General features: G+C 72.0%; 22 protein-coding genes and 1 tRNA gene. 8 read left to right on the forward strand and 15 right to left on the reverse strand.

The genetic code is table 11. The annotated features are described in order from the left end of the window. Positions 1-7: 7 nt before the first annotated feature. From gatC to mnmA, 5 genes are all read right to left on the reverse strand, one after another. Entirely contained in the window at positions 8-307 is a 300-nt protein-coding gene (gene gatC, locus JOD51_RS12165) for an Asp-tRNA(Asn)/Glu-tRNA(Gln) amidotransferase subunit GatC (protein WP_111076257.1), read from the reverse strand. A gap of 269 nt (positions 308-576) precedes the next feature. Next, positions 577-2940 (reverse strand): transglycosylase domain-containing protein, encoded by a 2364-nt coding sequence (locus JOD51_RS12170; protein WP_204608840.1) that lies wholly within the window; start codon positions 2938-2940, stop codon positions 577-579. 241 nt (positions 2941-3181) lie between these two features. Beyond that, entirely contained in the window at positions 3182-4525 is a 1344-nt protein-coding gene (locus JOD51_RS12175) for an alpha/beta hydrolase (RefSeq protein WP_204608843.1), read from the reverse strand. A gap of 178 nt (positions 4526-4703) precedes the next feature. Further along, a complete protein-coding gene (ligA, locus tag JOD51_RS12180; protein ID WP_204608846.1) occupies positions 4704-7067 on the reverse strand; it encodes an NAD-dependent DNA ligase LigA in 2364 nt (787 codons plus the stop codon). A gap of 109 nt (positions 7068-7176) precedes the next feature. Beyond that, the gene (gene mnmA, locus JOD51_RS12185; RefSeq protein WP_204608849.1) at positions 7177-8283 is read right to left on the reverse strand and encodes a tRNA 2-thiouridine(34) synthase MnmA; all 1107 of its coding nucleotides are present in this window, start codon (positions 8281-8283) and stop codon (positions 7177-7179) included. A 41-nt stretch (positions 8284-8324) separates the two neighbouring features. Here mnmA and JOD51_RS12190 point away from each other — a divergent pair, with 41 nt between their 5' ends. The 3 genes from JOD51_RS12190 to JOD51_RS12200 all read left to right on the forward strand — a co-directional run bounded on the left by JOD51_RS12190 (position 8325) and on the right by JOD51_RS12200 (position 10542). After that, entirely contained in the window at positions 8325-9629 is a 1305-nt protein-coding gene (locus JOD51_RS12190) for an MFS transporter (protein ID WP_204608851.1), read from the forward strand. Positions 9630-9685: 56 nt separating this feature from the next. Continuing rightward, positions 9686-9765, forward strand: a tRNA-Leu gene (locus JOD51_RS12195). Between the two features lie 99 nt (positions 9766-9864). Next, positions 9865-10542, forward strand: a complete 678-nt coding sequence (locus tag JOD51_RS12200) for a DedA family protein (protein WP_204608853.1) — start codon at positions 9865-9867, stop codon at positions 10540-10542. Positions 10543-10751: 209 nt separating this feature from the next. Here JOD51_RS12200 and rdgB read toward each other — a convergent pair whose 3' ends face one another. From rdgB to murI, 3 genes are all read right to left on the reverse strand, one after another. After that, positions 10752-11339, reverse strand: coding sequence for an RdgB/HAM1 family non-canonical purine NTP pyrophosphatase (rdgB, locus tag JOD51_RS12205; protein ID WP_259557984.1), 588 nt, complete (start codon positions 11337-11339; stop codon positions 10752-10754). Between the two features lie 77 nt (positions 11340-11416). Continuing rightward, a complete protein-coding gene (rph, locus tag JOD51_RS12210; RefSeq protein WP_204608857.1) occupies positions 11417-12163 on the reverse strand; it encodes a ribonuclease PH in 747 nt (248 codons plus the stop codon). Positions 12164-12213: 50 nt separating this feature from the next. Further along, a complete protein-coding gene (murI, locus tag JOD51_RS12215; protein ID WP_259557730.1) occupies positions 12214-13095 on the reverse strand; it encodes a glutamate racemase in 882 nt (293 codons plus the stop codon). Between the two features lie 139 nt (positions 13096-13234). Between murI and JOD51_RS12220 the strand changes: the two genes are divergently transcribed. Then, entirely contained in the window at positions 13235-14521 is a 1287-nt protein-coding gene (locus JOD51_RS12220) for a nicotinate phosphoribosyltransferase (protein ID WP_204608864.1), read from the forward strand. 16 nt (positions 14522-14537) lie between these two features. Here the strand turns inward: JOD51_RS12220 and JOD51_RS12225 are convergent, their stop codons facing one another. The 3 genes from JOD51_RS12225 to JOD51_RS12235 form a co-directional block, all read right to left on the reverse strand. Beyond that, positions 14538-14801 (reverse strand): DUF3039 domain-containing protein, encoded by a 264-nt coding sequence (locus JOD51_RS12225; protein WP_204608866.1) that lies wholly within the window; start codon positions 14799-14801, stop codon positions 14538-14540. An 86-nt stretch (positions 14802-14887) separates the two neighbouring features. Beyond that, positions 14888-16459, reverse strand: coding sequence for an ABC transporter permease (locus tag JOD51_RS12230; RefSeq protein WP_204608868.1), 1572 nt, complete (start codon positions 16457-16459; stop codon positions 14888-14890). Next, the gene (locus JOD51_RS12235; RefSeq protein WP_259557726.1) at positions 16435-17619 is read right to left on the reverse strand and encodes an ABC transporter ATP-binding protein; all 1185 of its coding nucleotides are present in this window, start codon (positions 17617-17619) and stop codon (positions 16435-16437) included. The genes JOD51_RS12230 and JOD51_RS12235 overlap by 25 nt, the downstream gene beginning before the upstream one ends. A gap of 381 nt (positions 17620-18000) precedes the next feature. Here JOD51_RS12235 and JOD51_RS12240 point away from each other — a divergent pair, with 381 nt between their 5' ends. From JOD51_RS12240 to JOD51_RS12255, 4 genes are all read left to right on the forward strand, one after another. Next, positions 18001-18696 (forward strand): phosphocholine cytidylyltransferase family protein, encoded by a 696-nt coding sequence (locus JOD51_RS12240; protein ID WP_111076269.1) that lies wholly within the window; start codon positions 18001-18003, stop codon positions 18694-18696. A 77-nt stretch (positions 18697-18773) separates the two neighbouring features. Continuing rightward, positions 18774-19664 carry an ABC transporter permease gene (locus JOD51_RS12245; RefSeq protein ID WP_204608870.1) on the forward strand — a complete coding sequence of 297 codons (891 nt, stop codon included), beginning with the start codon at positions 18774-18776 and terminating at the stop codon, positions 19662-19664. Continuing rightward, the gene (locus JOD51_RS12250; RefSeq protein WP_204608872.1) at positions 19664-20434 is read left to right on the forward strand and encodes an ABC transporter ATP-binding protein; all 771 of its coding nucleotides are present in this window, start codon (positions 19664-19666) and stop codon (positions 20432-20434) included. The genes JOD51_RS12245 and JOD51_RS12250 overlap by 1 nt, the downstream gene beginning before the upstream one ends. 108 nt (positions 20435-20542) lie before the next feature. Next, on the forward strand, positions 20543-20845 hold the full coding sequence (locus tag JOD51_RS12255) for a hypothetical protein (protein WP_204608874.1): 303 nt from the start codon (positions 20543-20545) through the stop codon (positions 20843-20845). A 24-nt stretch (positions 20846-20869) separates the two neighbouring features. Here the strand turns inward: JOD51_RS12255 and JOD51_RS12260 are convergent, their stop codons facing one another. The 4 genes from JOD51_RS12260 to JOD51_RS12275 all read right to left on the reverse strand — a co-directional run bounded on the left by JOD51_RS12260 (position 20870) and on the right by JOD51_RS12275 (position 25074). Continuing rightward, a complete protein-coding gene (locus JOD51_RS12260) occupies positions 20870-22102 on the reverse strand; it encodes a CDP-glycerol glycerophosphotransferase family protein (protein ID WP_204608876.1) in 1233 nt (410 codons plus the stop codon). A gap of 169 nt (positions 22103-22271) precedes the next feature. After that, positions 22272-23180 (reverse strand): glycosyltransferase family 2 protein, encoded by a 909-nt coding sequence (locus tag JOD51_RS12265; protein WP_259557720.1) that lies wholly within the window; start codon positions 23178-23180, stop codon positions 22272-22274. Then, positions 23177-24025 carry a CDP-alcohol phosphatidyltransferase family protein gene (locus JOD51_RS12270; protein ID WP_204608880.1) on the reverse strand — a complete coding sequence of 283 codons (849 nt, stop codon included), beginning with the start codon at positions 24023-24025 and terminating at the stop codon, positions 23177-23179. The genes JOD51_RS12265 and JOD51_RS12270 overlap by 4 nt, the downstream gene beginning before the upstream one ends. Positions 24026-24030: 5 nt before the next feature. Continuing rightward, the gene (locus JOD51_RS12275; protein ID WP_204608883.1) at positions 24031-25074 is read right to left on the reverse strand and encodes a glycosyltransferase family 2 protein; all 1044 of its coding nucleotides are present in this window, start codon (positions 25072-25074) and stop codon (positions 24031-24033) included. Positions 25075-25265: the final 191 nt, after the last annotated feature.

Below are 25265 nucleotides of genomic sequence, written 5' to 3' on the forward strand. Positions count from 1 at the left end.
CTTCCGCCTACTGTTCTTCGCCGAGGATCGCGGTCACCCGGAAGCGCTCGCCGTCCGAGTCGGGGGCGCCGGAGAGCGCCTGCTCCTGGGTCAGCGTCTCGCCGACCACGTCGGGGCGGGACACGTTCTCGAGCGGGACCGGGTGGCTCGTCGCGGGGACGTCCGGGGTCGCGACCTCGGTGACCTTGGCGACGCTGTCGACGATGAGTGACAGCTCCTCGGTCATCTTCTCGATCTCGTCGGGCGTGAGTGCGATACGTGCGAGGTTCGCCAGGTGTGCGACCTGCTCGCTCGTGATGTCAGGCATGGTGCTCCGTCGATCGGTTCGTGGGGTGCGCACCAGTCTATTGGGCGTGCCGCGCGGGGGTCGGACGGCTGTGGACGCGCGACGACGAGCGCCCCGCTGTGCAGGACGGTCTGGAGGCCCGGTGCCGGCCCGACGGACCGGCACCGGGCCTCCAGACGGTCACGCGATGCTGCGCCGACCGCGCGGCACCCGCGTCAGCCCACCACGCGGCACCCGCGTCAGCGGGAGCCCTGCGTAAGCGCGAGCCCCGGGTCAGCGCGAGCCGGGCGTCAGCCCGCCGGCGGCGCCGCGCCTGCGCCGGCCGGCGTCCCGCCACCGGTCACGGCAGCAGCCGGTGCCTGCGCCGCCGGGTCGGACGTCGTCGGCGCCTGCGTCCCGGGCGCGTTCGTGTCGGGCGCATTCGTGTCCGGGGTGTTCGTGTCCGGCGCGTTCGTGTCCGGCGACTGCGCCCCCTGCTGGGCGTCCGACCCGGACGACGGCGCCGCGGTCTTCGCCTTCGCGGGCGTCCCGATCATCGCCTGGTCCGGGGTCGGCAGCGCACCGCCGCCGTACGTCCCGTCGAGGTACGACATCATCTGCTTGCCGACGCCGAACTTCGCGCTGTACCCGGTCGTGCCCTGCAGGAACGGCCAGTTCGCCAGGCGCACGTGGCCCTCCACGTTGCCGATCCAGGTCGCGTTCGTGTACTTCGTCGTCGAGGCGATGAGCCAGTTCTGCTCGTCACCGTCGGTCGTGCCGGTCTTGGCGAACTTCGGCACGGAGTCGCCCGGGTTGGCGGTGGCCGCCGTGCCCTTCCCGCTGAGGACGCCCTGCAGCGCCCAGTCGACGGTGCCGGCGACCTGGGCGCTGACCCCGCGGTTGCACGTCGCCGGGGTCGGCCGGATGGTGGCGCCGCTGGCCGTCGTGACGGAGTCGATCGTGGTCGGGGTGCAGGCGACGCCGCCGTTCGCGAACCCGGCGTACGCCTCGGCGAGGTCCACCGGCGACAGCGGGTTGGTCCCGAGCACTGACGCGGGAGTGGAACCGGGTGCACTGCCGTCGGCCTGGTGGATGCCCATGCCCTCGGCGGTCTTCTGGATCCCGCACAGGTCGAGCTGCTTCGCCATCGCTCCGAAGGCGGTGTTGATGGACTCCACGGTCGCGTCGAGCACGGTCATCGACGACGGCACCTGTTCGGCGTTGGCGACGTTCCAGGGGCTCCCGCTGACGGACGTGCACGAGTTCGTGAACTCGGCCTGGGGGAACGAGTGCTCGGTCGTCGACACCGACTGGGACAGGGTGTGCCCGTTCGCCAGCCAGTCGGCCAGGGTGAAGACCTTGTACGTCGATCCGGTCTGGAACCCGCTGGAGCTGCCGACGGCCTGGTCGGCGTTGTAGTTCACGGCGGTGGCGCCCGCGGTCGGTGCGTCGGACTGCGTGTACGCGGTGTTCTGCACCATCGAGACCACGCGGCCGGTGCCGGGTTCGACCGTGACGTTCGTGCCGCCGGCGTCGACGCCGGCCATCGTCGTCGGGACGTAGGACGACAGCGCACTCTGCGCGTGGTTCTGGAGGTCGAGGTCGAGCGACGTGTGGATCGACAGCCCCTTCGTGTCCAGGGTGGCGATCCGGTCCGAGGCGGTCTTGCCGAACGCCGGGTCGGCGAGCAGCTGCGACCGCACCATGTCGCAGAAGTACCCGGCGTCGTACTTCGTGGCCGCGGTCGAGCAGCCGTTCGCGGTCGCGGTGATCTTCGGCGTGATCGGCGTCGCGATGGCCTTCGTCAGCTCGGCCCGCGAGATCGCGCCGTGGGCGTGCATCCGGCGCAGGACGTAGTCGCGGCGGACCTTCGTCAGCGCGTACCCGTTCGCCGAACCGTTCTGCTTGTCCGACGGGTGGTCGATGCGCAGGTTCGACGGGTTGTTGAGGATCGCCACGAGGGTCGCGGACTGCACGAGCGACAGGTCCTTCGCGTGCACGCCGAAGTAGTACTCGGCACCGGCCTCGGCACCGTAGACACGTCCGCCGAGACCGACGATGTTGAGGTACCCGGTCAGGATCGTGTCCTTCGAGTACTTCTTGTCGACCGCGATGGCGTACCGGATCTCCTGCAGCTTCCGTGCCTTCGACTGCCCGGCGACCTTGTCGTAGCAGGCGTCGACCTTCTTCTTCGTGGACGCCGGGTCCTTGCCGTTGAGCTGCTCGCACTGCTGCACGAGCACGTTCTTCACGTACTGCTGCGTGATGCTCGAACCGCCCTGGACGCCCTTGCCGAGTGCGTCGGCGATCGTCGCGCGGAGCGTCCCGACCACGTCGATGCCGCCCTCGGTGTGGAAGCGCGGGTCCTCGGTGTCGATGGCCGCCTGCTTGAGGGTGTCGGCGATCTGGTCGGACCGGACGTTGACGCGGTTCTCGGCGTAGAAGGACGCGATCGGGACCTCCTGTCCGCCCTGCTTCGCGTAGACGGTGGACACCTGCTGCGGCGTCTGGATGTCGAGGTAGCTCGGCAGGTCCTCGAAGAACTCGGCCGCGCCGCTCGTGCCCTCGCCCGCGACGGCCACGGCGGGGGTCAGCGCGACGGCGACGAGCAGACCGGCGAGGACGGACATGACGATGAACATCAGGAGGGCACCCGGCCACCGCACGATTCGCATGTCGAGCACGGTAAGGAGACGGGCTGTACCCACTCTGGTGCGCGCGGCCGCGCGACTGCACAGCCGCACAGGATGCTCACGGCCTCGCCTCCGCCGCGTGACCCGACACGGCCTGGAGGCTCGGATCACCGGCCCCGCGCGGGTCCGGTCACGATCGGGTCACGTCTGACGGGCCTCCCGTCCACCGGCCGGCGGCCGGTGCGCGTGCGGCCGGTGCCGGTGCCGGTGCCTGTGCCGACGCTCAGTCGCGCGGCTGGAGGTCCTGTGGCCGCACGAGGTACATGTCCGGCGTCGCCTGGACCATCCCGTCGCCCGGGGTGTCGCCGGGACGGTGTCCACCGCTGACCAGGTCGCCACGCCCGACCGCGATGAGCGCGACGTCGTGGAGGGACGCGGTGCCCGGCTTGAGGTACTCGTTGTGCCCGAACGGCCGCCGGAAGACGTCGCCGGCGTCGGCCGGGTCGCTGCCACCGACCAGGTCGAGCCGCGCCGCACCGAACGTGGCGCACCCGGGGTCGGTGCCGAAGAAGCCCGTGCCCGCGACGGGGTCCCAGTGCGCTCCGCCGACGTACACCTGGCCGCGCGGGACGCCGAGTTGGTCGACGGAGGTCACGGCGCTCCCCGGGGACCCGAGCATCGTCAGGCTGTCGACCCGGGTGCGCCCGGAGGACAGCGCGATCATCGCCGTGGTCGACCCGTACGAGTGCGCGACGACGCCGAGCCGCGGTTCGTGGTCGTTCCGGACTGCGCGGATGCCGTCGAGGGTGCGGATGAGCCGGTCGGCTCCGACGTGGGCCAGGTCGAGCGACATGAAGTCCGCGATGCCGGGCGTGCGGTACCCCATCCACGCGACGACCGCGATGCCGGGGCCGTTCGCCGGGGCGGCCACCGGGGCCAGGGTGGCCTGCTCCCGGAACACGTCGCCGGCCGTCGCGGTGAAGTCCACCATCTGGCCGTTGACCGAGAAGAAGATGCCGGGCACCACGACGGAGACGTCACCCGCGGTGTCGAGGTCGCCGAGCGAGATCGCGCACCGGCCGGTCCCCCGGGTGTCCAGGGTGACGAGGTACTTCCGCGGGTCGTCGGGCGTCGGCTCGAGGGACTCCCGCACCTGGCCGAGCATCGAGGCGACCGCGGTCGGTGTGCCCGGGTCGGCGAGGCCCGCGGCGAGGGCGGCCCGGTTCGCCACGTCACGGACGTCGTAGGGCACCCCGTCCAGGTTGCCGATCACGACGGGGGCCTCGTCCGTCAGCACCGTCCGGGACCCCGGCGAGAGCGACCGCCACCAGTTCGCGACGAGGTTCGTGCTCGGCGGGTCGTCCATCGCGGTCCTGGTCACGCGCGAGTCGTCGTCGGCGGCACGCAGGGTCAGCGGGGTGGCGGTCTCGAGGGCGTCCAGCCAGCGCTGCCCGGACGCGGCGGCGAGCGCCTCGACGGACGGACCGGACGGGAGGTCGGAGGCACGCGGTCCGGACGACCACACGGTCGCCGGAGCGACGACGGCGGGAACAGGCACTGCGGGGGCCTCGACGACTCCGAGGGAGTGGATCGAGGCAGTCAGCAGTGCCGCGGCGATGAGCAGCAAACGGGTCTCCCCCGGGACGGCCAGCCTGTCGTCCCCCTGCAGACAACAGGTGATGCTCTGTCAAGTCTACGGAGATCCGGCCCTTCGGGGGTCATGCGGGATGCACCATGACCCCCGAACTGGGGGTGAGCCGAAGTGCGTCGCAGCGGCCGGATTGCGCGCGGCCGTGCATGCGTGCCTACTGCGGATCGCTCTCCGTGGACGCGACCGGGGCGGCGTCGGGCTCGGCCGGCGCCGGGTCGCCGAGCGCGGCCGGCCCCTCGGTCACCAGCAGCGCGAACTGCTCGGCGTCGATGATCCGCAACCCGAGCTGCTCCGCCTTCGTCAGCTTCGACCCCGCCCCAGGGCCGGCCGCGACGAAGTCCGTCTTCTTGCTGACGCTCGACGCGGCCTTCCCACCGGCGGCGATGATCGCCTCCTGCGCGCCCTCGCGGCTGAAGCCCTCGAGGGAGCCGGTCGCGACGACCGTGACCCCCGCGAGCACCCCGCCCGCTTCGGTCGCAGCGCCCGGCCCGGGGTGTCCGGGCGTCGTGAGCTGCACGCCTGCGGCCGTCCAGCGGTCGATGATCTCGCGGTGCCAGTCGACCTCGAACCAGTCGAGCAGGGCGTCGGCGATGATCCCGCCGACGCCGTCCACCGCTGCCAGTTCGTCACGCGAGGACGACCGGATCGCGTCGAGCGACCCGAAGTGGTTCGCGAGCGCCCGGGCCGCGACGGGTCCGACGTGGCGGATGTTCAGGCCGACCAGGATGCGCCACAGCGGCTTGGTCTTCGCGGCGTCGATGTTCGCGAGCATCTCGAACGCGTTCTTCGACGGGTACCGGCTGGGCTCGCCGGTGTAGTCCGCACCACGGGCCTCCGGGTCGAACGGCGGGTCGGTCTTCTTGCGTGCCCGGCTGAACGGGGTGACGCGCTTCGGGGCACCGCCGTCCTCGGTCTTCTCCATGCCGGTCTCGGCATCACGGACGATCACCTCGATCGGGACGATGTCCTCCAGCGTCAGGTCGAACAACCCCGCCTCGGTCACGAGCGGCGGGGTCTCCGGGAAGACCGGCTGCGTGAGGGCCGCGGCCGCGACCTCGCCCAGGCCCTCGATGTCGAGCGACCCGCGGGAGGCGATGTGCTCGACCCGACCGCGCACCTGCGCCGGGCAGCTCTCGGCGTTCGGGCAGCGGAGGTCGATGTCGCCCTCCTTCGCCGGGCGGAGCGGGGTGCCGCACTCCGGGCAGTCGGTCGGCATCACGAACTCGCGCTCGGTGCCGTCCCGCAGCTCGACCACGGGGCCGAGGACCTCCGGGATCACGTCGCCGGCCTTGCGGAGCACGACGGTGTCCCCGATCAGGACGCCCTTCGCCTTGACGACCTGCTGGTTGTGCAGGGTGGCCTGGCGGACCACGGACCCGGCGACCTCGGCGGGCTCCATCGCCGCGAACGGCGTGGCCCGACCGGTGCGGCCGACGCTGACGACGATGTCGAGCAGCTTCGTGTGGACCTCTTCCGGCGGGTACTTGTAGGCGATCGCCCACCGCGGGGCACGGCTGGTGGACCCGAGCTCCTCGTGCAGCCCCAGGTCGTCGACCTTGATGACGATGCCGTCGATCTGGTGCTCGACCGCGGACCGACGTTCGCCGTAGTCCTTCACGAAGCCCAGGACGTCGTCCACGGAGTCGAAGACGCGGTGGTGCGTGCCGGTCGGCAGCCCCCACGTGTGCAGCAGCTCGTAGACCTCGGACTGGGCGCGGACGTCGGTGTCGCGCTCGAGTTCGGCGACCGGCCAGGCACCGATGCCGTGCACGAGCATCCGGAGGCGTCGGAGCCGGTCGACCATGAGCTCCCGCTTGGCGGCGGACTTGCCCTCCTCCTTCTGGCGGAGGGACCCGGCGGCGGCGTTCCGCGGGTTCGCGAAGACCCGCTCGCCGGCGTCGCGCTGCCGGGCGTTCAACTCGTCGAACTGCGCGACCGGGAAGAAGATCTCGCCACGGACCTCCACCAGGGGCGGGTGACCGCTGCCGGCGAGCCGGTCCGGGATCGTGCCCATCGTCCGGACGTTGCCGGTGACGTCCTCGCCGACCACGCCGTCACCGCGGGTGGCCGCCGAGACGAGTCGCCCGTGCTCGTACCGCAGGTTGATGGCGAGCCCGTCGATCTTCAGCTCGGACAGGAACCGGACCCGCTCGGCGCCGGCGTCCCGCTGCACCTTGAGCGCCCAGTCGGTGAGCTCTTCGGGGCTGAACACGTTGTCGAGGCTCAGCATCCGCTCGGCGTGCTCGACCGGGGCGAACTGCGTCGTCTGCGCCTGCCCGCCGACCGTCTGCGTCGGGCTGTCCTCGGTCAGGAGCTCCGGGAACCGCTGCTCGATCGCGTCCAGCCGGTGCATCATCGTGTCGTACTCGGCGTCGGACACGGGCGAGCCGTTGCCCTCGTAGTAGGCGTGGCGCAGTTCACCCAGACGGGCGCGCAGCCGATCGACCTCCCGAGCGGCCTGCGCGGCGTCGAGGCCCGCGGGGTCGATGGTCTCGAAGGTCGCGTCGGTGTCGCTCATGTGTCAGTTCTACCGTGCCCCACCGACCCGGCCCGCAGCCGGAGGCGCCGACGTCCGGCCCGCGGGGTCAGGCCCGCGGGGTCAGGCCCGCGGGGTCAGGCCCGCGGGGTCAGGCCGGGACGGGCGCTGCCGACACCGTGGTGTCGATGGTGCACTGGCCGAGCACCCGGGTGCCGACGTACACGACGGCGGTCTGCCCGGGGGCGACACCGGAGAGCGGTGCGTCCGGGACGACGACGAGCGCGCCGTCCTCGACGTGTGCGGTGGCGGGCTCCGGGTCGGCGTGCGCACGGATCTGCACGTCGCAGCGGAACGGGGTCGACGGGTCGGCCGGTGCCGCGCCCGCCCACGTGTACCGGGTACCGGAGAGCGAGGCGACGTCGAGCGCCTCCTTCGGGCCGACGACGACGGTGTTGTCCTTCGGGCGGATATCGAGCACGAACCGGGGCTTGCCGTCCGGTGCCGGACGACCGAGTGCCAGCCCGCGGCGCTGCCCGACGGTGTAGCCAGTGGCGCCGTCGTGCGCGCCGACGACGGTGCCGTCGCGCTCCACCACGTCACCGGGAGCGGTCCCCACACGGTCGGCGAGCCACCCGCGGGTGTCGCCGTCGGGGATGAAGCAGATGTCGTACGAGTCGGGCTTCTGCGCGACCGTCAGCCCGCGGGCGGCGGCCTCCGCCCGGACCTCGTCCTTCGACGGGGTGGCACCGAGCGGGAACATCGCGTGCTGCAGCTGCTCCGCCGTCAGGACGCCGAGCACGTAGGACTGGTCCTTCGCCCACGCCGCCGACCGGTGCAGTTCGCGCGAACCGTCCGCCGCGGTGACGATCGAGGCGTAGTGCCCGGTCGCGACGGCGTCGAAGCCCAGTGCCAGTGCCTTCTCGAGCAGGGCCGCGAACTTGATCCGCTCGTTGCAGCGCATGCAGGGGTTCGGGGTGCGGCCGGCCTGGTACTCGGCCACGAAGTCGTCGACGACGTCCTCCTTGAACCGCGCCGAGAAGTCCCACACGTAGTACGGGATGCCGAGGGCCGAGGCGGCACGCTGGGCGTCCATCGAGTCCTCGATCGTGCAGCACCCGCGGCTGCCGGTGCGCAGGGTGCCGGGCATCCGGCTGAGCGCCAGGTGCACCCCGACGACGTCGTGGCCGGCGTCCACCGCCCGGGCCGCGGCCACCGCCGAGTCGACCCCGCCGCTCATCGCCGCCAGAACACGCATGGGTCCAGGGTAACTCCGACACGGCGTAGCGTTGCTCGACGATGACGAGCACCACGAACGACGCCTTCGACCTCCGCGGTGTCCTGCTGTCCGGGTTCCTGCCGGCGGCGCTCTTCGCGATCGGCGAGGGCGCCATCATCCCGATCATCCCGATCGCCGCGGACTCCCTCGGCGCGAGCCTGGCCATCGCCGGGTTCGTCGCCTCGCTGATCCTGGTCGGCGAGCTCATCGGGGACGTCCCCTCGGGCGTCGTCGTCGCGCGGATCGGCGAACGGAACGCGATGATCGGCGCCGCGGTCGTCTCGGTCGTCGGTCTGCTCGTCTGCACGGCCGCCCCGTACCCCCTCGTCCTGGCCATCGGCGTGTTCCTCGTCGGCCTGTCGACCGCGGTCTTCGCGCTCGCCCGGCACGCCTACATGACGACCTCGATCCCGCTGCGGATCCGGGCCCGGGCGCTGTCGAGCCTCGGCGGCGTGTTCCGCTTCGGCTACTTCGTCGGCCCGTTCCTCGCGGCCGGCGTCATCCACCTCACCGGCACGACGCAGAGCGCCTTCTGGGTGCACGTCGTCTGCTGTCTCGGCGCGGCGGTCGTGCTGCTCGTCATCCGCGACCCCGCGACGGGCGTGCGCGGTCTGCAGCGGCCGACCCGCGCCTCCCGGCCGACCGCGGCCGACGGGGCGACCGCGGCCGACGCTGCGTCGACCGGCCCGCTCGAGGGCGAGCAGTTCGTCAAGGAGGAGTCGCAGGGCCTCTTCCAGACCATCCGCGCCCACCACCGCGTCCTGGTCCGCCTGGGCAGCGGTGCGGCCCTGATCGGCGCGATGCGCGCCGGACGGCAGGTGATCCTGCCGCTCTGGGCGGTCAGCGTGGGACTCGACGACTCCACCGCCGCCCTGGTCATCGGCATCGCCGGTGCCGTCGACTTCGCGCTGTTCTACACGAGCGGGCAGATCATGGACCGCTGGGGCCGCCTGGCGAGCGCCCTGCCCTGCATGCTCGGCCTCAGCATCTGCTACTTCCTGCTCGCCTGGAGCGACCACCTCGACGCCCGCGTCGGCTGGTTCATCGCGGTCGCGATGGCGATGTCCCTGGCGAACGGCGTCGGCTCCGGCATCCTCATGACGCTCGGCGCGGACCTGGCACCCGCCGACCGGCCGGCGCCCTTCCTCGGCGCCTGGCGGTTCACCGGTGACCTCGGCTCCGCCGCCGCCCCGCTCGTGATCTCCGGTGTCACCGCGCTCGCCACCATCGCCGTCGCGAGCGGCGTGATGGGCGTGCTCGGCCTGGTCGGCGCGGGCGTCCTGCTCCGGTACGTCCCGAGGTACCTGCCCCGCACCCTGCGCTGACCGGGAGGCCCGCCCCACCTCCGCCACCCGCCCCGCTGCGTACACTGGGTCGGCCAGCGGGAGTGGTGGAATTGGTAGACACGCAGGATTTAGGTTCCTGTGCTCCGGCGTGAGGGTTCGAGTCCCTCCTTCCGCACCGAACGTCACCCTCGCGGCGGACGGCCGGGACACGCCCGCACGGTACCCTCGGTCCGGCGGGTGCTCCATCCGCCCTCGCCCGCCGACCGGAAGAACCATGCACTCCGTCGCACTCGCCCTGATCCCCTGGCTGGATCCGCAGTACATCCTCGACCACTTCGGGGCCTTCGCCGTGCTCGTCGTCTGCGCCATCATCTTCGCCGAGACCGGCCTGCTGATCGGGTTCATCTTCCCGGGCGACAGCCTGCTCGTCATCACCGGCCTGTTCGCCTTCGACCGCGACGGCCAGATCGGCGGCATCCCGATCTGGGTCGTCGCGCTGATGATCGGCGTCGCGGCGTTCCTCGGCGGTGAACTCGGCTACTACATCGGCAAGAAGGCCGGTCCGCCGATCTTCGAGCGCAAGGACAGCGGACTGTTCTCGAAGGCGAACGTCGACCGGACGAACGCCTTCTTCCACCGGTACGGCGCCCTCGCGGTGATCCTCGCGCGCTTCGTCCCCGTGGTCCGGACGTTCGCCCCGATCGCCGCGGGTGTGGGCCGGATGAACTACAAGAAGTACTCGCTGTACAACGCCGTCGGCGCGATCATCTGGGGTGTCGGCGTCACGTTCCTCGGCTACTTCCTCGGGTACATCCCGGCCGTGGCGTACATCGTGCGCAACTACATCGACGTGATCCTGCTCGCGGCCGTCGTCGTCACCGTGGTCCCCGCCGCGATCACCTACTTCCGGAACGCCCGCAAGGCCAAGCAGCGCGAGTCCGAGCAGCCGTAGGGCCTCGGAGCGGGGCCGCCCGGCGGCCGCCCGCACGGCGGCCCGGCGTCAGCGGGACCCGCACAACAGAAACCGGCTCGAACCGCGGAATCCCGCGGTTCGAGCCGGTTTCTGTTGTGCGACGCCGATCGGCGCCGCGCCGGCGGGGCCGGGCCCGCCCGGGCCCCGCCGGGCCCCGCCGGCCCGGCGGGCCCCGCCGGCCTCAGGCCTCAGGCCTGCGGGTCCTCGCCGGCGAACCACTCGCGGACGATCGGCGCGATGCCCCGGAACGCCTTCGACCGGTGGCTCAGCGCGTTCTTCTCCGCGCGGGTCAGCTGCGCCGCCGAACGGTCGGCGTCGTCCGGCTGGAACACCGGGTCGTAGCCGTGCCCGCCGTCCCCGATCGGCTCGGTGCGGACCTCGCCGTTCCAGAGGGCCTCGAACACGTGCTCGACCCCGGAGGGCGTGACGAACGCCGCCGCGCAGACGAACGCCGCGGTCCGCTCGACGACGCCGTCCAGGTTCTGCAGCAGCAGTGCGATGTTGTCGGCGTCCACCCGGGTGCCGGCGTACCGGGCGGAGTGGATGCCCGGCGCCCCGCCGAGTGCGTCGACCGCGATGCCGGAGTCGTCCGCCAGGGCCGGCAGCCCCGTGTGGGCGACCGCGGCACGAGCCTTGATGAGGGCGTTCGCGGCGTAGGTGTCGCCGTCCTCGACCGGCTCGGGGCCGTCGTAGGCCACGAGCTCGATCCCGCCGAGGGCGTCACCGAGGATGTCCCGCAGCTCGACGACCTTGCCCCGGTTGTGCGTCGCCAGCACGACGGTGCGCGCGGTGCCCCCGTCAAGAGCAGCCCCGTCCCCGGCCGCCCCGCCGCCGGCCGCCCCGCCCGCGCCGCTCACGCGAGCCCCAGCGCCGAACGCTGCACCGCGGCGAGCGACGCGTTGCCGGCGAGCCCGAGGTCGAGCAGCGCGTTCAGCTCGTCGCGGTCGAACGGAGCGTGCTCGGCCGTGCCCTGGACCTCGATGAACGCGCCGGACCCGGTGGTGACGATGTTCATGTCCGTGTCGGCGCGGCTGTCCTCTTCGTAGGCCAGGTCGAGCATCGGCACACCGCCGACGATGCCGACCGAGATCGCCTGCACGCTGTCGGTCAGGGGCGTCGCCTTCTTGCCGATGAAGCCGCGCTCACGGCCCCACTCGATCGCGTCGGCCATCGCCACGTAGGCGCCGGTGATCGAGGCGGTGCGGGTGCCCCCGTCGGCCTGCAGCACGTCGCAGTCGAGCACGAGCGTGTTCTCGCCCAGGCCCTTCATGTCGACGACGGCGCGGAGCGAACGGCCGATGAGCCGCGAGATCTCGTGCGTCCGGCCGCCGACCTTGCCCTTGATGGACTCACGCTGCATGCGCTCGTTGGTCGACCGCGGCAGCATCGAGTACTCGGCGGTGACCCAGCCGGTCCCCTTGCCGGCCATCCAACGCGGGACGCCGTTGGTGAACGAGGCGGTGCAGAGCACCTTCGTGTTGCCGAACGAGATGAGCGCGCTGCCCTCGGCCTGGGTGCTCCAGCCGCGTTCGATGGTGACGGGTCGGTGGTCGGTGGTGGTCCGGCCGTCGATGCGGACGGTGCCGTCGGTGGCGTTCATGGGTTCCTCTCGGTCCGGCCTGGAGGCACGGTGCGGTGTGTCGGGGCGGGTCACGTCGTGCGGCTGGTCGCCGCCACGTCGAGCCCGCGGGGCAGGCTGATACTGGCCTGTACCGGGATGCTGGCGGTCTCGAGGTGCCCGACGGTGGCGACCTCGGGTCCGAGGAAGCGTCGGGCCAGGCGGACGAAGCCGGCCTCGTCGGCACCGGTCGCCTCGAACGCGTAGCTCGGCGCTTCGGTGCCGGTGCGCTCGAGGCCGTGTTCGACGAGCCGGCGGTAGACGTCGTTCGCGGTCTCCTCGGCGCTCGACACCAGCGTGACGTCGGGCCCCATCACGTACTGGATCGCGGCCGACATCAGCGGGTAGTGCGTGCAGCCGAGGACGAGGGTGTCGACGCCGGCGGCCCGCACCGGTGCGAGGTACCCGGCGGCGACCTCGCGCAGTTCGGCGGACGAGGTGTCCCCGGCCTCGACGAACTCGACGAAGCGGGGGCACGCGGCGGTGGTGAGCACGACGTCGGCCGCGACCGCGAAGGCGTCCTCGTAGGCACGGGACGCGATGGTGCCGATCGTGCCGATGACACCGATCCGGCCGGTGCGGGTCTGCTTGACGGCGGCGCGGGCCGCGGGCTGGATGACCTCGACGACGGGGATGCCGTACGCCTGCTCGTACCGTTCGCGGGCGTCGCGGAGCACGGCGGAGCTCGCGGTGTTGCACGCGATCACGAGTGCCTTGACGCCCTGGTCGACCAGGTCGTCCATCACCTCGAGCGCGTAGCGCCGGACGTCGGCGATCGGCTTCGGCCCGTACGGCGAGTGGACGGTGTCCCCGACGTAGCGGATGCTCTCGCGGGGCAGCTGGTCGATGATCGCCCGGGCCACCGTCAGCCCGCCGACGCCGCTGTCGAAGACTCCGATCGGTGCATCCGTCACGGTGACCAGCGTACCGACGCACGCCGACCCCGGGGCGGCACACGGGCCTGGCGTCCACAGACCGACCGTGTGTCGGGACTGTCCACCGTTCCGGTCACGATCCGGGCCGGGGCACCCGCTCCTGGTTAGGGTCGGAGACGTGACCACCGCACTCCTGACCGACCAGTACGAACTCACCATGGTCGACGCCGCGTTGAAGGACGGCACCGCCGACCGACGCTGCGTCTTCGAGGTGTTCACCCGGCGGCTGCCCGACGGCCGCCGGTACGGCGTCGCCGCGGGGCTCGGACGCTTCCTCACGCAGCTGACGGAGTTCCGGTTCGGCGACGAGGAGATCGGCTTCCTGCGCGACCGACGCGTCATCGACGAGGGCACGGCACGCTGGCTGGCGGACTACCGGTTCACCGGGGACGTCCGCGCCTACCGCGAGGGCGAGGTGTTCTTCCCGAACTCCCCCGTGCTGCAGATCGAGGGCACCTTCGCCGAGGCCGTGATGCTCGAGACCCTGGCGCTCAGCGTGTTCAACGCCGACTCGGCGATCGCCTCCGCCGCGGCACGCATGGTGTCGGCGGCCGACCGTCGTCCGCTCGCCGAGATGGGTTCCCGCCGCACCGGTGAGTGGAACGCCGTGGCCGCAGCCCGCGCCGCGTACATCGCGGGCTTCGGCGCCACGAGCAACCTCGAGGCGGGCCGCACCTGGGGCATCCCCACGATGGGCACCGCGGCGCACGCGTTCACGCTGCTCCACGACTCGGAAGAGGCCGCGTTCCGGTCTCAGCTCGACGCGCTCGGCAGCGGCACCACCCTGCTCGTCGACACCTACGACATCGAAGCCGCGGTCGAGACCGCGGTCCGCCTGACCGACGGGACGCTCGGCGCGGTCCGGATCGACAGCGGCGACCTGCCCTCCGTCGTGGCGTCGGTGCGGGCACAGCTCGACCGCCTCGGTGCGACCGCGACGAAGATCACCGTGACGAACGACCTCGACGAGTACACGATCGCCGCCCTCCGCGCCGCGCCGGTGGACTCCTACGGCGTCGGCACCTCGGTCGTCTCCGGCTCCGGACACCCGGCCGCCGGCATGGTCTTCAAGCTCGTCGCGCACCACTCCCCCGCGGGCGAGTGGGTGCCGGTGGCGAAGAAGTCCGCCGACAAGGCCTCGATCGGCGGTCGGAAGGAAGCGGGCCGACGGCTCCGGAACGGCATCGCGACGGCCGAGGTCGTGCTGACCTCGGGCTCGGTCGGCCCGGACGAACGCGACCTGCTCGTGCCGGTCGTCACCCACGGCGAGGTCGATCCGGCGTTCCTCGGCACCGCCGGGGTCGAAGCTGCCCGGACGCACCACAAGCGCGCGAAGGCGGAGCTGCCGGCGGATGCCGAGCGGATCGGCCGGGGCGACCCGGCCATCCCGACGCTGTTCGTCTGAACAGCGTCGGCGGGGGTCACTCGGACTGCATCTTCTCGTAGATGGCCTTGCAGTCCGGGCAGACCGGGAACTTCTCGGGGTCGCGGCCCGGGATCCACTTCTTGCCGCACAGCGCCTTCACGGCCTTGCCGGTCAGGGCGGACTCGAGGATCTTGTCCTTCTTGACGTAGTGCGAGAAGCGCTCGTGGTCGCCGGGCTCGATCGCCTCCTCTTCCAGGAGCTTCTCGAGTTCGCGGTCCATCACGTCGAGGCCGCCACCGCCGGGTTCCGTCGTGCTCATGTCCCCAGGGTACGTCGTCACGACCCGGTCCGTCGGCGGATCCGTCGCGCTGTGGGCGCACGCACCCGCGCCCGTGGTGGTGCTCGTCAGTTCCGCTGCGCGGCGGCCAGGAGGTCCGGGCCGCGTCGATCGAACACCACGCCTCCGACGACCACACCGATCACCAGGACGACGACACCGACGCCGATCCCGACACCGAGGACGAGCGACGTGGACGGGTCCTCCGCCCCGATGAGTGCGCGGACGCTGAACCAGCCGGCCGGCACCATGCAGAGCACCGTGCCGACGACCATCAGGGTCTGCGCGACGGTCGCCGTCGCCCCCGCGGCCTGCGGCTGGTGGAACGGGTGGTCGCCGGGTCGGACGGTCGGGTAGGGCAGGGCGACCGAGACGATGCTCGACAGCCCGAGTCCACCGAGCAGGCCGCTGACCGAGACCGCGACGAGCAGCGGGAACGCGTCCATGTCGCCGTAGAGCGCGGCCGACACCGCGGCTCCGGCGACCAGCAGCGGGACGCCGACGACGATGAGCGGCACCAGGCGGCCCAGGCGGTCGGTCCAGCCCGGTGCCCCCGAGGCGACGTGCAGCCACACGGCGGTGTTGTCGTACGAGACGTCGTTGTGCGGCAGGAACCCGGCGATCAGCGCCATGAGCGGCAGCGGCACGAGGGCCGTCCACGCCCACGGCACCCCGGCGACGCCGAGCGGCAGGACCACGAGCGGCACGAACACCAGGATCAGGTACGAGCTGCGGTACCGGGGGTCGCGGGCCCAGTAGGTCAGTGCCCGGGCCGCGACCGCACCGAACGGGGTGGAGCCGAGCCGGTCGAACCAACCGAGCGTGCGGTGCCGGTGCACGCGGGCCGGGCGCGGCACGGACACGAGCACGCGTCCGACCAGGGCCCACCAGGCGAGACCGAGCAGCCCCACGACGACGAGTGCCACGAGCAGGCGGGCGACGGCGGTGCCGACGTGCCCGGACGCGGCGTCCGCCGGCACGGCCCAGGCCGCACCCCAGGGCGTCCACCCGGCGACGTCGGTCAGACGCTGCAGGCCGGGACCGGTCGGGTCGACCCTGTCGTCGCGCAGCAGCAGGAGCACGGACGGCACGACCAGCACGACGCCGACGAGCACGACGGCCCAGGTGGCCTCGCGGACACGGTGGCCCGCGAACGCCAGGGCGCCGAGCGTGCCGGCGACCCGGATGAGCAGGGCGGTGGTGGCGAGCACGAGCACCGCGGCGACGACGGCCAGGAGGGCCGGTCCGGCACCGCGGCTCCAGGTGACCACCTGTGCGACGGCGAGCACGGCGACCGCGACGACCGGGATCCCGAGGAGCCCGGCGAGCCCGAGTCCGACGGCCAGGTCGCGCTGCCCGATGCCGAACGCGGTGAAGCGCCGGGGGTCGAGCTGGTCGGCGACACCCACGGCGAACGGCACCAGCGTGCAGCCGAGGGTCACCGCGGTGCCGACCAGGACCACGATCGTCCGGGCGACGGCGGGGTCCGCGGTGTGGAGCCCGCCGAGGACGGAGGCTGCCCAGAGGGTGGCGACCAGGGCGACCAGGCTGCCGAGGACCACTGCGACCGAGCGGCGTGCCCCACCACGGACCTCGCCGGCGAGCAGGTCGGCCCTCAGCCGGAGAAGCTGTGCAACCATTCCATGCTCTCTGCGACGGGACGACCGCCGGCGAGTTCGACGAACTTGTCCTCGAGGCTGCGACGACCGCGGACCTGGGCCATGGTGCCGGCGGCCAGGACCTTGCCGCCGACGATGATCGCCACGGAGTCGCAGGTGCGCTGGACGAGCTCCATCGAGTGGCTGGAGAGCACCACGGTGCCGCCACCCGCGGTGTAGCGCCGCAGGATGTCGGTGATGGTCGTCGCGCTGACCGGGTCGACGGACTCGAACGGTTCGTCGAGGACGAGCACGCGCGGCGAGTGGATGAGGGTGGCGGCCAGGGCGATCTTCTTCGACATGCCCATCGAGTAGTCGGCGACCGGTCGGCCGAGCGCGTCGCCGAGGCCGAACGCCTCGGCCAGGTCGGCGCTGCGGCTCCGGGCGGTCTTGCCGTCGAGTCCGTGGAGCGTCGCCGAGTAGAACAGCATCTGCGCGCCGGTCAGGCGGTCGAACAGTCGGAGCCGGTCCGGCAGCACACCCATCGCCCGCTTCGCGGCGGTCGGATCCGACCAGACGTCGTGGTCGAGCACGGTGACGGTGCCGGCGTCCGGACGCAGGAGGCCCGTGAGGACCGAGAGCGTCGTCGTCTTGCCCGCCCCGTTCGGACCGACGACGCCGAAGATCGAGCCCTTCCGGATCTCCAGGTCGACGTCGTCCACCGCGAGGGTCTGGCCGTAGCGCTTGACCAGGCCGTGTGCGCGGAGCACGACGGGCTGCTGTGTCACGGCCGGCCGGCCGGTCGGGCGCTTGGTGCCGGTCTCGCCCGCCGGGGCCGACGTCCCGGAGCCGCTCCGGGCCTCCTGTCCGTCGGGTTCCCCGGGGTTGGCCGCCGCGCCCTGCGGCCGAGTGGCTCGTCCGGCGCGCTTGTCCCGCTTCTTGCCGGAGCGCGCCTGGTTCGTGGCGCCTGACGGCGACCCGGCGGGCGGGGAGTCCGCCGCTGCCGTCGTCGCCGAGCCGGTCCTGTCGTCCGTCATGTCGTCACCCGCGGCTGCGTCGTGCGCACCCGTGTCCCCCGTGTCGTCGTGGTCATCGCTGCCCGTCCCCTGGGCGGCGGTCGTGCCGTCGTCGTCCGCGTCGACCGTCCACGTCGCGTCCGACGTGCTGTAGACGTCGTCGTTTCCCGTTGTTCCTGCCGACACGAGGCCAACCGTACCAACGGTTCCGACCGCCCGCTGAGCCGTGTCGGAGCGGGTCACGAATTGAACACGATGCCGTCGGACCCGTACCCCGATGCCGTCTGGTTCCGTATCATTCACCGAGACACGACGGAGTGTTCACCACTCGGAAACCTGCTCGCAGCGCTCCCGGACCGGTAGCTGACCGGGGCGTTCGTCGCTCCGGACCACGTGGCTCCCGGCCAACTCGAACGCGGAGCGAGCAGTATCCAGGAAAGCCGTATCGAAGTGTCCGTCAGGACACGCTCGACGTGTCCTCCACAGCAGACCGGAACATCCACCCCTCGGGGCGGATCCACCCCTCGGGGCGGGCCGGAACGCGGCGGACACCGGGAAGGGACAAGCATGACCACGCAGATCGTCATCCTCGCAGCGGGGATGGGCAGCCGCCTCGGGCGCAGCCTGCCGAAGCCGCTCACCGAGCTCAGCGACGGCCGCACCATCATGCAGCAGCAGTTCGACAACATCCGCGCCGCCTTCGGGTCCAGCGCGCGGGTCACGATCGTCGTCGGCTACAAGTCGGAGTACATCGTCGAGGCGTTCCCCGAGGCGAACTTCGTCTACAACGAGTCCTACGACTCCACGAACACCTCGAAGAGCCTGCTCCGTGCGCTCAAGGCGACCGGCAAGAGCGGCGTCCTCTGGATGAACGGCGACGTGGTCTTCGACCCGATGGCCCTCGTCCGTGCCGCCGACATGATCGACGAGGGTCGGTCGTTCGTCAGCGTCAACACCGAGAAGGTCTCCGACGAAGAGGTCAAGTACACCGTCGACGCCGAGGGCTTCATCGCGAAGCTCTCGAAGAAGGTCGTCGGTGGTCTCGGCGAAGCCGTGGGCATCAACCACGTCTCCGCTGCCGACAAGCAGGCGCTGATCCGTCAGCTCGGCCGCGTCGACGACCAGGAGTACTTCGAAGGCGGCATCGAGGCTGCCATCGCCGAGGACGGACTACGCTGGACGCCGATCGACATCTCCGACCTGTACGCGGTCGAGATCGACTTCGCCGAGGACCTGCAGCGCGCGAACGACCTGTTCGCCTGAGCCAGGTCAGGATCCCCTGATCCGGTCCACCGGCCCGGGTGGCCGCCCCTCGGTGCGGTCCCGGCCGGAGGGAACCCATGACTGACGCGCAGCCGACGACCGCGCAGCCCGGTGCAGAACGGCCGGACGGCGCACGGCCCGGCGCTGAACGGCCGGGCGTCGCTGGGCCCGGTGCTGGCGTCACGCCCGCCGCTTCTCGCGGCTCCGCTCGTCGCTACCGCCAGGCGCTCTGGCTGCTGACGGTCCGCGACCTGCGGGTGCGGTACTCGACGTCCGCGCTCGGGTACTTCTGGTCGATCCTCGACCCGCTGGTGATGTCGGCGATCTACTGGTTCGTCTTCACGCAGGTGTTCCACCGCGGCAAGGTGGGCGAGGAGCCGTACATCGTCTTCCTGCTGACGGCGCTGCTGCCCTGGATGTGGTTCACCGGCGGCGTCTCGGACTCGACCCGCGCGTTCATCAAGGAAGCCAAGCTGATCCGCTCGACGACCATCCCGCGCAGCATCTGGGTGGCCCGGATCGACGCGTCGAAGGCCATCGAGTTCCTGCTGAGCATCCCGGTGCTCGCGGTGTTCGTCATCGCCACCGGGGCGCACCTGCACTGGCAGGTCGTGCTCTGGCCGATCGCGATCGTCCTGCAGGTCACGCTGGTGTACGGCCTCGGGCTGATCGTCGCGCCGCTCGTGGTGTTCTTCCGCGACCTCGAGCGTGCCGTGAAGCTCGTGCTGCGCTTCCTGTTCTACGCGTCCCCGATCATCTACGGCACGCAGGCGCTCCCGAAGGCCCTGCACGACATCGCCGCGATCAACCCGCTGAGCGGGATCTTCGGCATCTACCGCTCGGCGTTCTTCCCCGGTCAGCTGGACTGGAAGGAGGTGCTCGCGTCGGTCGTCGTCACGGGCATCGTCCTCGTCATCGGCATCGTCGTGTTCCGCCGCAGCGAGCACCGCGTCCTCAAGGAGCTGTGATGGCCACGACCGAACCCGTGACGACCGCCCGCGCCACCGCGCCGGTGATCTCCGTGACGGGCGCCGGCATCCGCTTCAAACGGAACCGCCGCGCCAGCCGGAGCTTCAAGGACCTCTTCGGCCGGGGGCAGCGCCGTCGGAAGGCGGACGAGTTCTGGGCGCTGCGGGACGTGTCGTTCGACGTCCGCCCGGGCGAGGCGATCGGCGTCGTCGGGCGGAACGGCCAGGGCAAGTCGACGCTGCTCAAGCTCGTCGCCCAGGTGATGCTGCCGGACGAGGGCCGTGTCCACGTCGGAGCCGGTGTCGCGCCCCTGATCGAGATCACCGGCGGCTTCGTCGGCGACCTGACGGTCCGCGACAACGTGTACCTGACCGCGGGGCTGCACGGCATGTCGCGAGCGGAGATCCGGGCCGCCTTCGACGAGATCATCGCGTTCGCCGAGATCGCGGACTTCGTCGACACCCCGTACAAGCACCTGTCGAGCGGCATGAAGGTACGGATCGCGTTCGCGGTCATCTCGCGTCTGGACGAGCCGGTGATCCTCGTCGACGAGGTCCTCGCCGTCGGCGACAAGAAGTTCCGTGAGAAGTGCTACAGGCGGATCGAGGAGCTGCTCGCGGGCGGTCGGACGCTGTTCTTCGTCTCGCACAGCGACAAGGACCTGCGCCGGTTCTGCGACCGCGGCCTGTACCTCGACGGCGGCCGTCTGCAGTTCGACGGTCCGATCGACGAGGCGCTGGAGCGGTACAACGCCGACCACGGCGTCTGACGTCCACTCCTCCACAACCGAGCACCCCCGGGGCACGCTCCACAGCCCCGGTCCCCCGAGGGGTCCCCGAGGGCCCCGACGTCGGACCCCACCCCTAGCGTGCTCCCCATGCGTCACCCCATCACCGCCTACCCGGTCCCCTTCACCATCGACCGATCAGCCGCACCACGCCGCTACGAGCTGGTCAACACCAGCTCCGAGACCCTCGACGGGATCTCCCTCACCCACCTCGGCACGGGCTACTCGCCGCCCCTCGTCGTCCGCCGTCTCGAGCCGGGGCGCGGACTGTCCCTGGCCGTGTTCGGCGCCGGCGCGGACGAGACCGGTGTCGTCATCGTCCGGTGGCGACGCCCGGACCGCACGGAGTTCCTGTGGCGGATGTCGCTGGCCGGCCCGGGGCTCGCTCCGTGACCGGACGGACGCGTCGGACGGGGGTCAGTCCGTCGACCGGGCACGCGCGACCTCGTGCCAGCGGGCGACCAGCCGGTCGATCGCGTCGTGGAACCGCGCCGTGGCGACGCCCGGCGTGGTGTCCCCGAAGTAGCGCTGCACCCAGTGCTGCAGCTTCGCCAACTCGTCGGCGTCCGTCGCGGCGCGGTCCACCCGCGCGACGACGTCCCCGGCGTCCGCCGCCAGCAGCCAGTTGGCGTCGCCCAGGTAGCCCCGCTCGTCGACGTCCGCCTCCGGTGACACCGGACGGGTGACGATCAGGGGCTTGCCGACGGCCAGACGGTCGTAGATCATCGCGCTGATGTCGGTGATCGCCACGTCGGCCCCCGCGAGCTGCCAGCCCAGCGTCGGCCCGTCGTCGTACACGTGGTGCGCCGACGGGTCGGCGGCGTTCGCGGCCGTGATCGCAGCGACGATCCGCTGGTGCGCCGCCCGGTAGTCGGCGTCGCGCACCCCGCTGCGGGGGTGCGGCCGGTAGACCAACCGGTGCCGCGGCGACGCCAGGACCTGCTCGGCGATGGTCGTCCCGTGGCTGGCGATCGACCCGTAGGCGGCCGCGGCACGGTCGCCCTCCCAGGTCGGCGCGTAGAGCACGACGGTGCGCCCGTCGGCCGGGTACGGCGGCTCACCGGCGAAGTGGTCCGCCTGCGGCCGTCCGATCGCGATGGCCCGGGCGTCCAGGTCGTAGTCCCAGAGCGCATCGGCGAGTCGGTCCCGGGCCGCGTCGCCGGCGATCAGCGCGGCGTCGTAGGCCTTGAACTGGTTCGTCGTCATGTACATCTTGTCGCTCTCGCCGTGGTTGACGAAGACGTGCCACATCCGCCCGTACCGCATCATCTGGAAGTTGCGGGCGTTCTGGTTGACGTACAGCACCACCTTCGGCGCCTGCTCGGTGACGAAGCGCTCGAGGTCGACGACCTGCCGCGCGTAGACGACGGGGACGGGCGACTCGTCCGCCAGGGCCAGCATCGCGCCCGGGCTGCGGGACACGATCGCCACCCCGCGGTGCCGGGCCAGCTCGGCGAGCGGGCCGTACCACTGGCGGATCTGGTACATGTTCACCGGCCCGTCGGCGAAGTACACCGCGATCTCGATCGTGCCGGGCGCGGGCGTCGGGACCGCGGGCAGCCGGCGTGCCAGCTGCGACCGCGTCTGCCGCGAGCGCCACAGTCGGCCGGCGAGCCGGATCGCGGTACGGGCGTCCTTGACGATGGCCATGCTGTGCTCCTGGGCGGTGGGTCGGACAGGTCGTGCGGCGGTTCGGGTGGTGCGGTGCGGGACAGGCGGTGCGGTGCGGGACAGGCGGTGCGGTGCGGGACAGGCGGTGCGGTGCGAGACGGGCGATCCGGTGCGGACGGGAGGCGCGCCTCCTGTCCGTCCCGCACGCTCAGACGACGGGTGGGCGGCCCGCCAGCGTCATCCGGCCGATCGTGAGCCATCCCATCACGTGGACCGGGCCGCAGTCGGTGCGCCACCCCTCGGCGACGCCGCTGAACCAGGTCGCGAGCCGACGGGGTGACCGCCACCAGCGCAGCACCTGGATCGTGGCCCAGCTGCCGACGTAGAGCGGCCGGAGCACGGCGGGCAGGTTGCGCCGTGCCAACCACACCCGGTTCCGGGCGTTCAGGCGGACGTACTCACGGTGGCGTGCCGGGTCGATCGCGGGGTGGTTCGCGACGAGCTCCCCCGCGTACCAGGTCCGACGTCCGGCGTCCCAGACCCGCCAGGCGAGCTCGATGCCCTCGTGGGCGTAGAAGTACTCGGCTCCCCAGCCGCCGACCGCGCGCCAGACGTCCATCGGCAGGACGACGGCGCCCTCCCACACGGAGAACACCGGCGAGCTCTGCTCAGGGTCGCCCTTGCGGATCCGGGGCACCCAGCGGCGCGGGTTGGCCGTGCCGGTGGGGTCCACGACCCGGGGCTGCACCAGGCCGAGCGACGGGTCGTGCTCGAACAGGTCGATCGCGTCGCGGAGGAACGTCGGCGACGGCACCGAGGCGTCGTCGTCGAGGAAGAACACGTAGTCACCGTCGACCGCGGCCGCACCGGCGTTCCGGCCGGCGGGGATGCCGAGGTTCTCCGGCAGCGCGAGCGCGCGGACCCCGTCGGGCAGTCCGACCGGCTGCCACCCGTTGCCGACGCAGACCACGTCGAGCTCGACGCCCTGCTGCGCGAGCACGCTCTCCAGGCCACGGCGCAGGTCGTCGGGGCGGGTGCCCTGCGACAGGCTGACGACGGCGACGCGCGGCCGATCGCGGTGCGGCACCGCGCCACGACGGACGGTACCGGGCGTCACGCGCGGACCCGCTTCGACGACATGATCGCCAGGAAGTGCCCGGCGGTCGCCAGGACGGCCAGCGGCAGGAGCGCGCCGACCAGGACCCGGTCGGCCAGCGGGTGCCCGATGACGAGCGCCAGCAGCGCGACGACGAACGTGATGATCGTCAGCTCGACCGAGTGGTACAGCCGGTGGAAGGGCAGGAAGCGGGCGATCCGGCGGAGCGTGGCGAGCCGGGCACCCGACGGGGCGGTGACCCCGTCGCGACGGTCCGCGAGCTTCGCCATGCCACCGTGCGCACGGGCGACGTGCACCATGTCGTTGAGCGCCTTGTTGAGGACGATCACCAGGCCGAGCGCGCACCCGATCGTCGTCCACATCCAGTCGGCACCGTGGATCGGCCAGGTCGCCGCCCGGACGCCGAGGGCGATCGGGATGAGCCCCTCGGTCGTGTAGTGCCCGACCTTGTCGAGGAAGATGCCGGCCGGGGACCGGGTGCCGCGCCACCGGGCGACCTCGCCGTCCGAGCAGTCGACGAGCATCTGCAGCTGCCCGAGCACGAGCGCGAGGAGCGCTCCCCAGATGCCCGGGATCAGGAGTGCGGCCGCGGTGGACCACCCGACCAGGATCATCAGCCCGGTGACCTGGTTCGCGCTGACCCGGGTGCGCAGCAGCAGCGACGTCAGGTACGGCGAGATGTCCCGCAGGTAGAGCGAGGCCGTCCAGTGCTCGGCGTTGGCGCGCGCGCGGACCTCGTCCGGCTGGGCCACCGCCCGCAGTTCGGCGATCGAGGTCGGTCGGGTGAACCCGCGACCGCCCCGGGGGTCCGGTGCGCCGTCGTTCCCGAGGTCGTCGTCGGCCATGTCGGTCACCGTCCCGTGTGCGTGGTCAGATCGGAGGTCCGCGTCAGGAACCCGATGATGAAGCCGACACCCCAGCCGACGTGGATGCACGGCAGGACGACGAGCAGCCACGCCCGCGTCGCCGGCACCGATCGCCGCGACACCGCGAGGGCACCGACGACGACGAAGAGCAGGTAGACCGCCGGGATCGCGAACCCGGTCATCGCCCAGGCGAGCGGCGAGCCGAGGAGCGCCCCGACGACACCGACGAGTCCGGCGACGAGTCCGAGGGCGACGGCCACGACCATCAGCGGCGGGACGAAGTAGCGCACGCCGTTGCCGGCCGGGAACCGTCGGGCCAGTTCACCACGCCACAGCCCCGTGGCGACGAACTGCCGGACCAGGCGCTTCAGGCTCGGCCGCGGCCGGTAGGTGACGACGAGCTCGGGCGTGAACCAGACCGTGCCGCCCGTGGTCCGGAGGCGTCGGTTGAGTTCCCAGTCCTGGCCGCGCTTGATGCCCTCGTCGAAGAGCCCGACGGCGAACAGGCGCTCACGGCGGAACACTCCGAGGTACGCGGTCTCGGCCGGGCCGGCCTGACCGCCGACGTGGTGCGGGGTCCCGCCCAGGCCGACGCGACTGCCGTACGCCAGGGCCACGGCCTGCTCGAACGGCGTCCGTCCCTCGGCCCGCATGATGCCGCCGACGTTGTCCGCACCCGACTCCTGCAGGGTCCGGACGGCGATGCGCGTGTACTCCGGCGGCAGGACGCTGTGCGCGTCGACCCGCACGACGATCGGGTGCTCGGAGGCCCGGATCGCGACGTTGAGACCGGCGGGCGTCGAGCCGACCGGGTTGTCGACCGCACGGATGCGCGGGTCGGCGGCACTCATCTCGGCGACGAGTTCGTTCGTGCCGTCGATCGACGGGCCGAGGGCCAGGATGACCTCGAACGGCCCCGGGTAGTCCTGCTCGAGCAGACTGCCCACCGCGGCGCGGACCTCGGTCACCTCGTTGAGGACGGGCATGACGTAGGAGACACCCGGCAGGGCCTGTCCGTCGTGCTGCATGTGATCCTCGGGGTCCGGCGGGCGCGACGCGACCCGTGGGGCCGCCCCGCAGAGCGGACCGAGCCTATCAAGCACCCGCGACGGGCACCTGGCCGACCCCTGGGGTCGACTCCCCGGTCCGTCATCACGGTCCCGCGGTACCGGTCCGTCGTCACGGTCCCGCGGCACCGCTCAGCCGTCCCGGCCCCGGA

Origin of the sequence: Curtobacterium herbarum, from assembly GCF_016907335.1 — a bacterium.
GTDB lineage: Bacteria > Actinomycetota > Actinomycetes > Actinomycetales > Microbacteriaceae > Curtobacterium > Curtobacterium herbarum.

Coding starts and splice junctions, on each gene's coding strand:
- gatC (WP_111076257.1), bottom strand. CDS start 307: ATGCCTGACATCACGAGCGAGCAGGTCGCACACCTGGCGAACCTCGCA.
- JOD51_RS12170 (WP_204608840.1), bottom strand. CDS start 2,940: ATGCGAATCGTGCGGTGGCCGGGTGCCCTCCTGATGTTCATCGTCATG.
- ligA (WP_204608846.1), bottom strand. CDS start 7,067: ATGAGCGACACCGACGCGACCTTCGAGACCATCGACCCCGCGGGCCTC.
- mnmA (WP_204608849.1), bottom strand. CDS start 8,283: ATGCGTGTTCTGGCGGCGATGAGCGGCGGGGTCGACTCGGCGGTGGCC.
- JOD51_RS12190 (WP_204608851.1), top strand. CDS start 8,325: ATGACGAGCACCACGAACGACGCCTTCGACCTCCGCGGTGTCCTGCTG.
- JOD51_RS12200 (WP_204608853.1), top strand. CDS start 9,865: ATGCACTCCGTCGCACTCGCCCTGATCCCCTGGCTGGATCCGCAGTAC.
- rph (WP_204608857.1), bottom strand. CDS start 12,163: ATGAACGCCACCGACGGCACCGTCCGCATCGACGGCCGGACCACCACC.
- JOD51_RS12225 (WP_204608866.1), bottom strand. CDS start 14,801: ATGAGCACGACGGAACCCGGCGGTGGCGGCCTCGACGTGATGGACCGC.
- JOD51_RS12230 (WP_204608868.1), bottom strand. CDS start 16,459: ATGGTTGCACAGCTTCTCCGGCTGAGGGCCGACCTGCTCGCCGGCGAG.
- JOD51_RS12240 (WP_111076269.1), top strand. CDS start 18,001: ATGACCACGCAGATCGTCATCCTCGCAGCGGGGATGGGCAGCCGCCTC.
- JOD51_RS12245 (WP_204608870.1), top strand. CDS start 18,774: ATGACTGACGCGCAGCCGACGACCGCGCAGCCCGGTGCAGAACGGCCG.
- JOD51_RS12250 (WP_204608872.1), top strand. CDS start 19,664: ATGGCCACGACCGAACCCGTGACGACCGCCCGCGCCACCGCGCCGGTG.
- JOD51_RS12255 (WP_204608874.1), top strand. CDS start 20,543: ATGCGTCACCCCATCACCGCCTACCCGGTCCCCTTCACCATCGACCGA.
- JOD51_RS12260 (WP_204608876.1), bottom strand. CDS start 22,102: ATGGCCATCGTCAAGGACGCCCGTACCGCGATCCGGCTCGCCGGCCGA.
- JOD51_RS12270 (WP_204608880.1), bottom strand. CDS start 24,025: ATGGCCGACGACGACCTCGGGAACGACGGCGCACCGGACCCCCGGGGC.
- JOD51_RS12275 (WP_204608883.1), bottom strand. CDS start 25,074: ATGCAGCACGACGGACAGGCCCTGCCGGGTGTCTCCTACGTCATGCCC.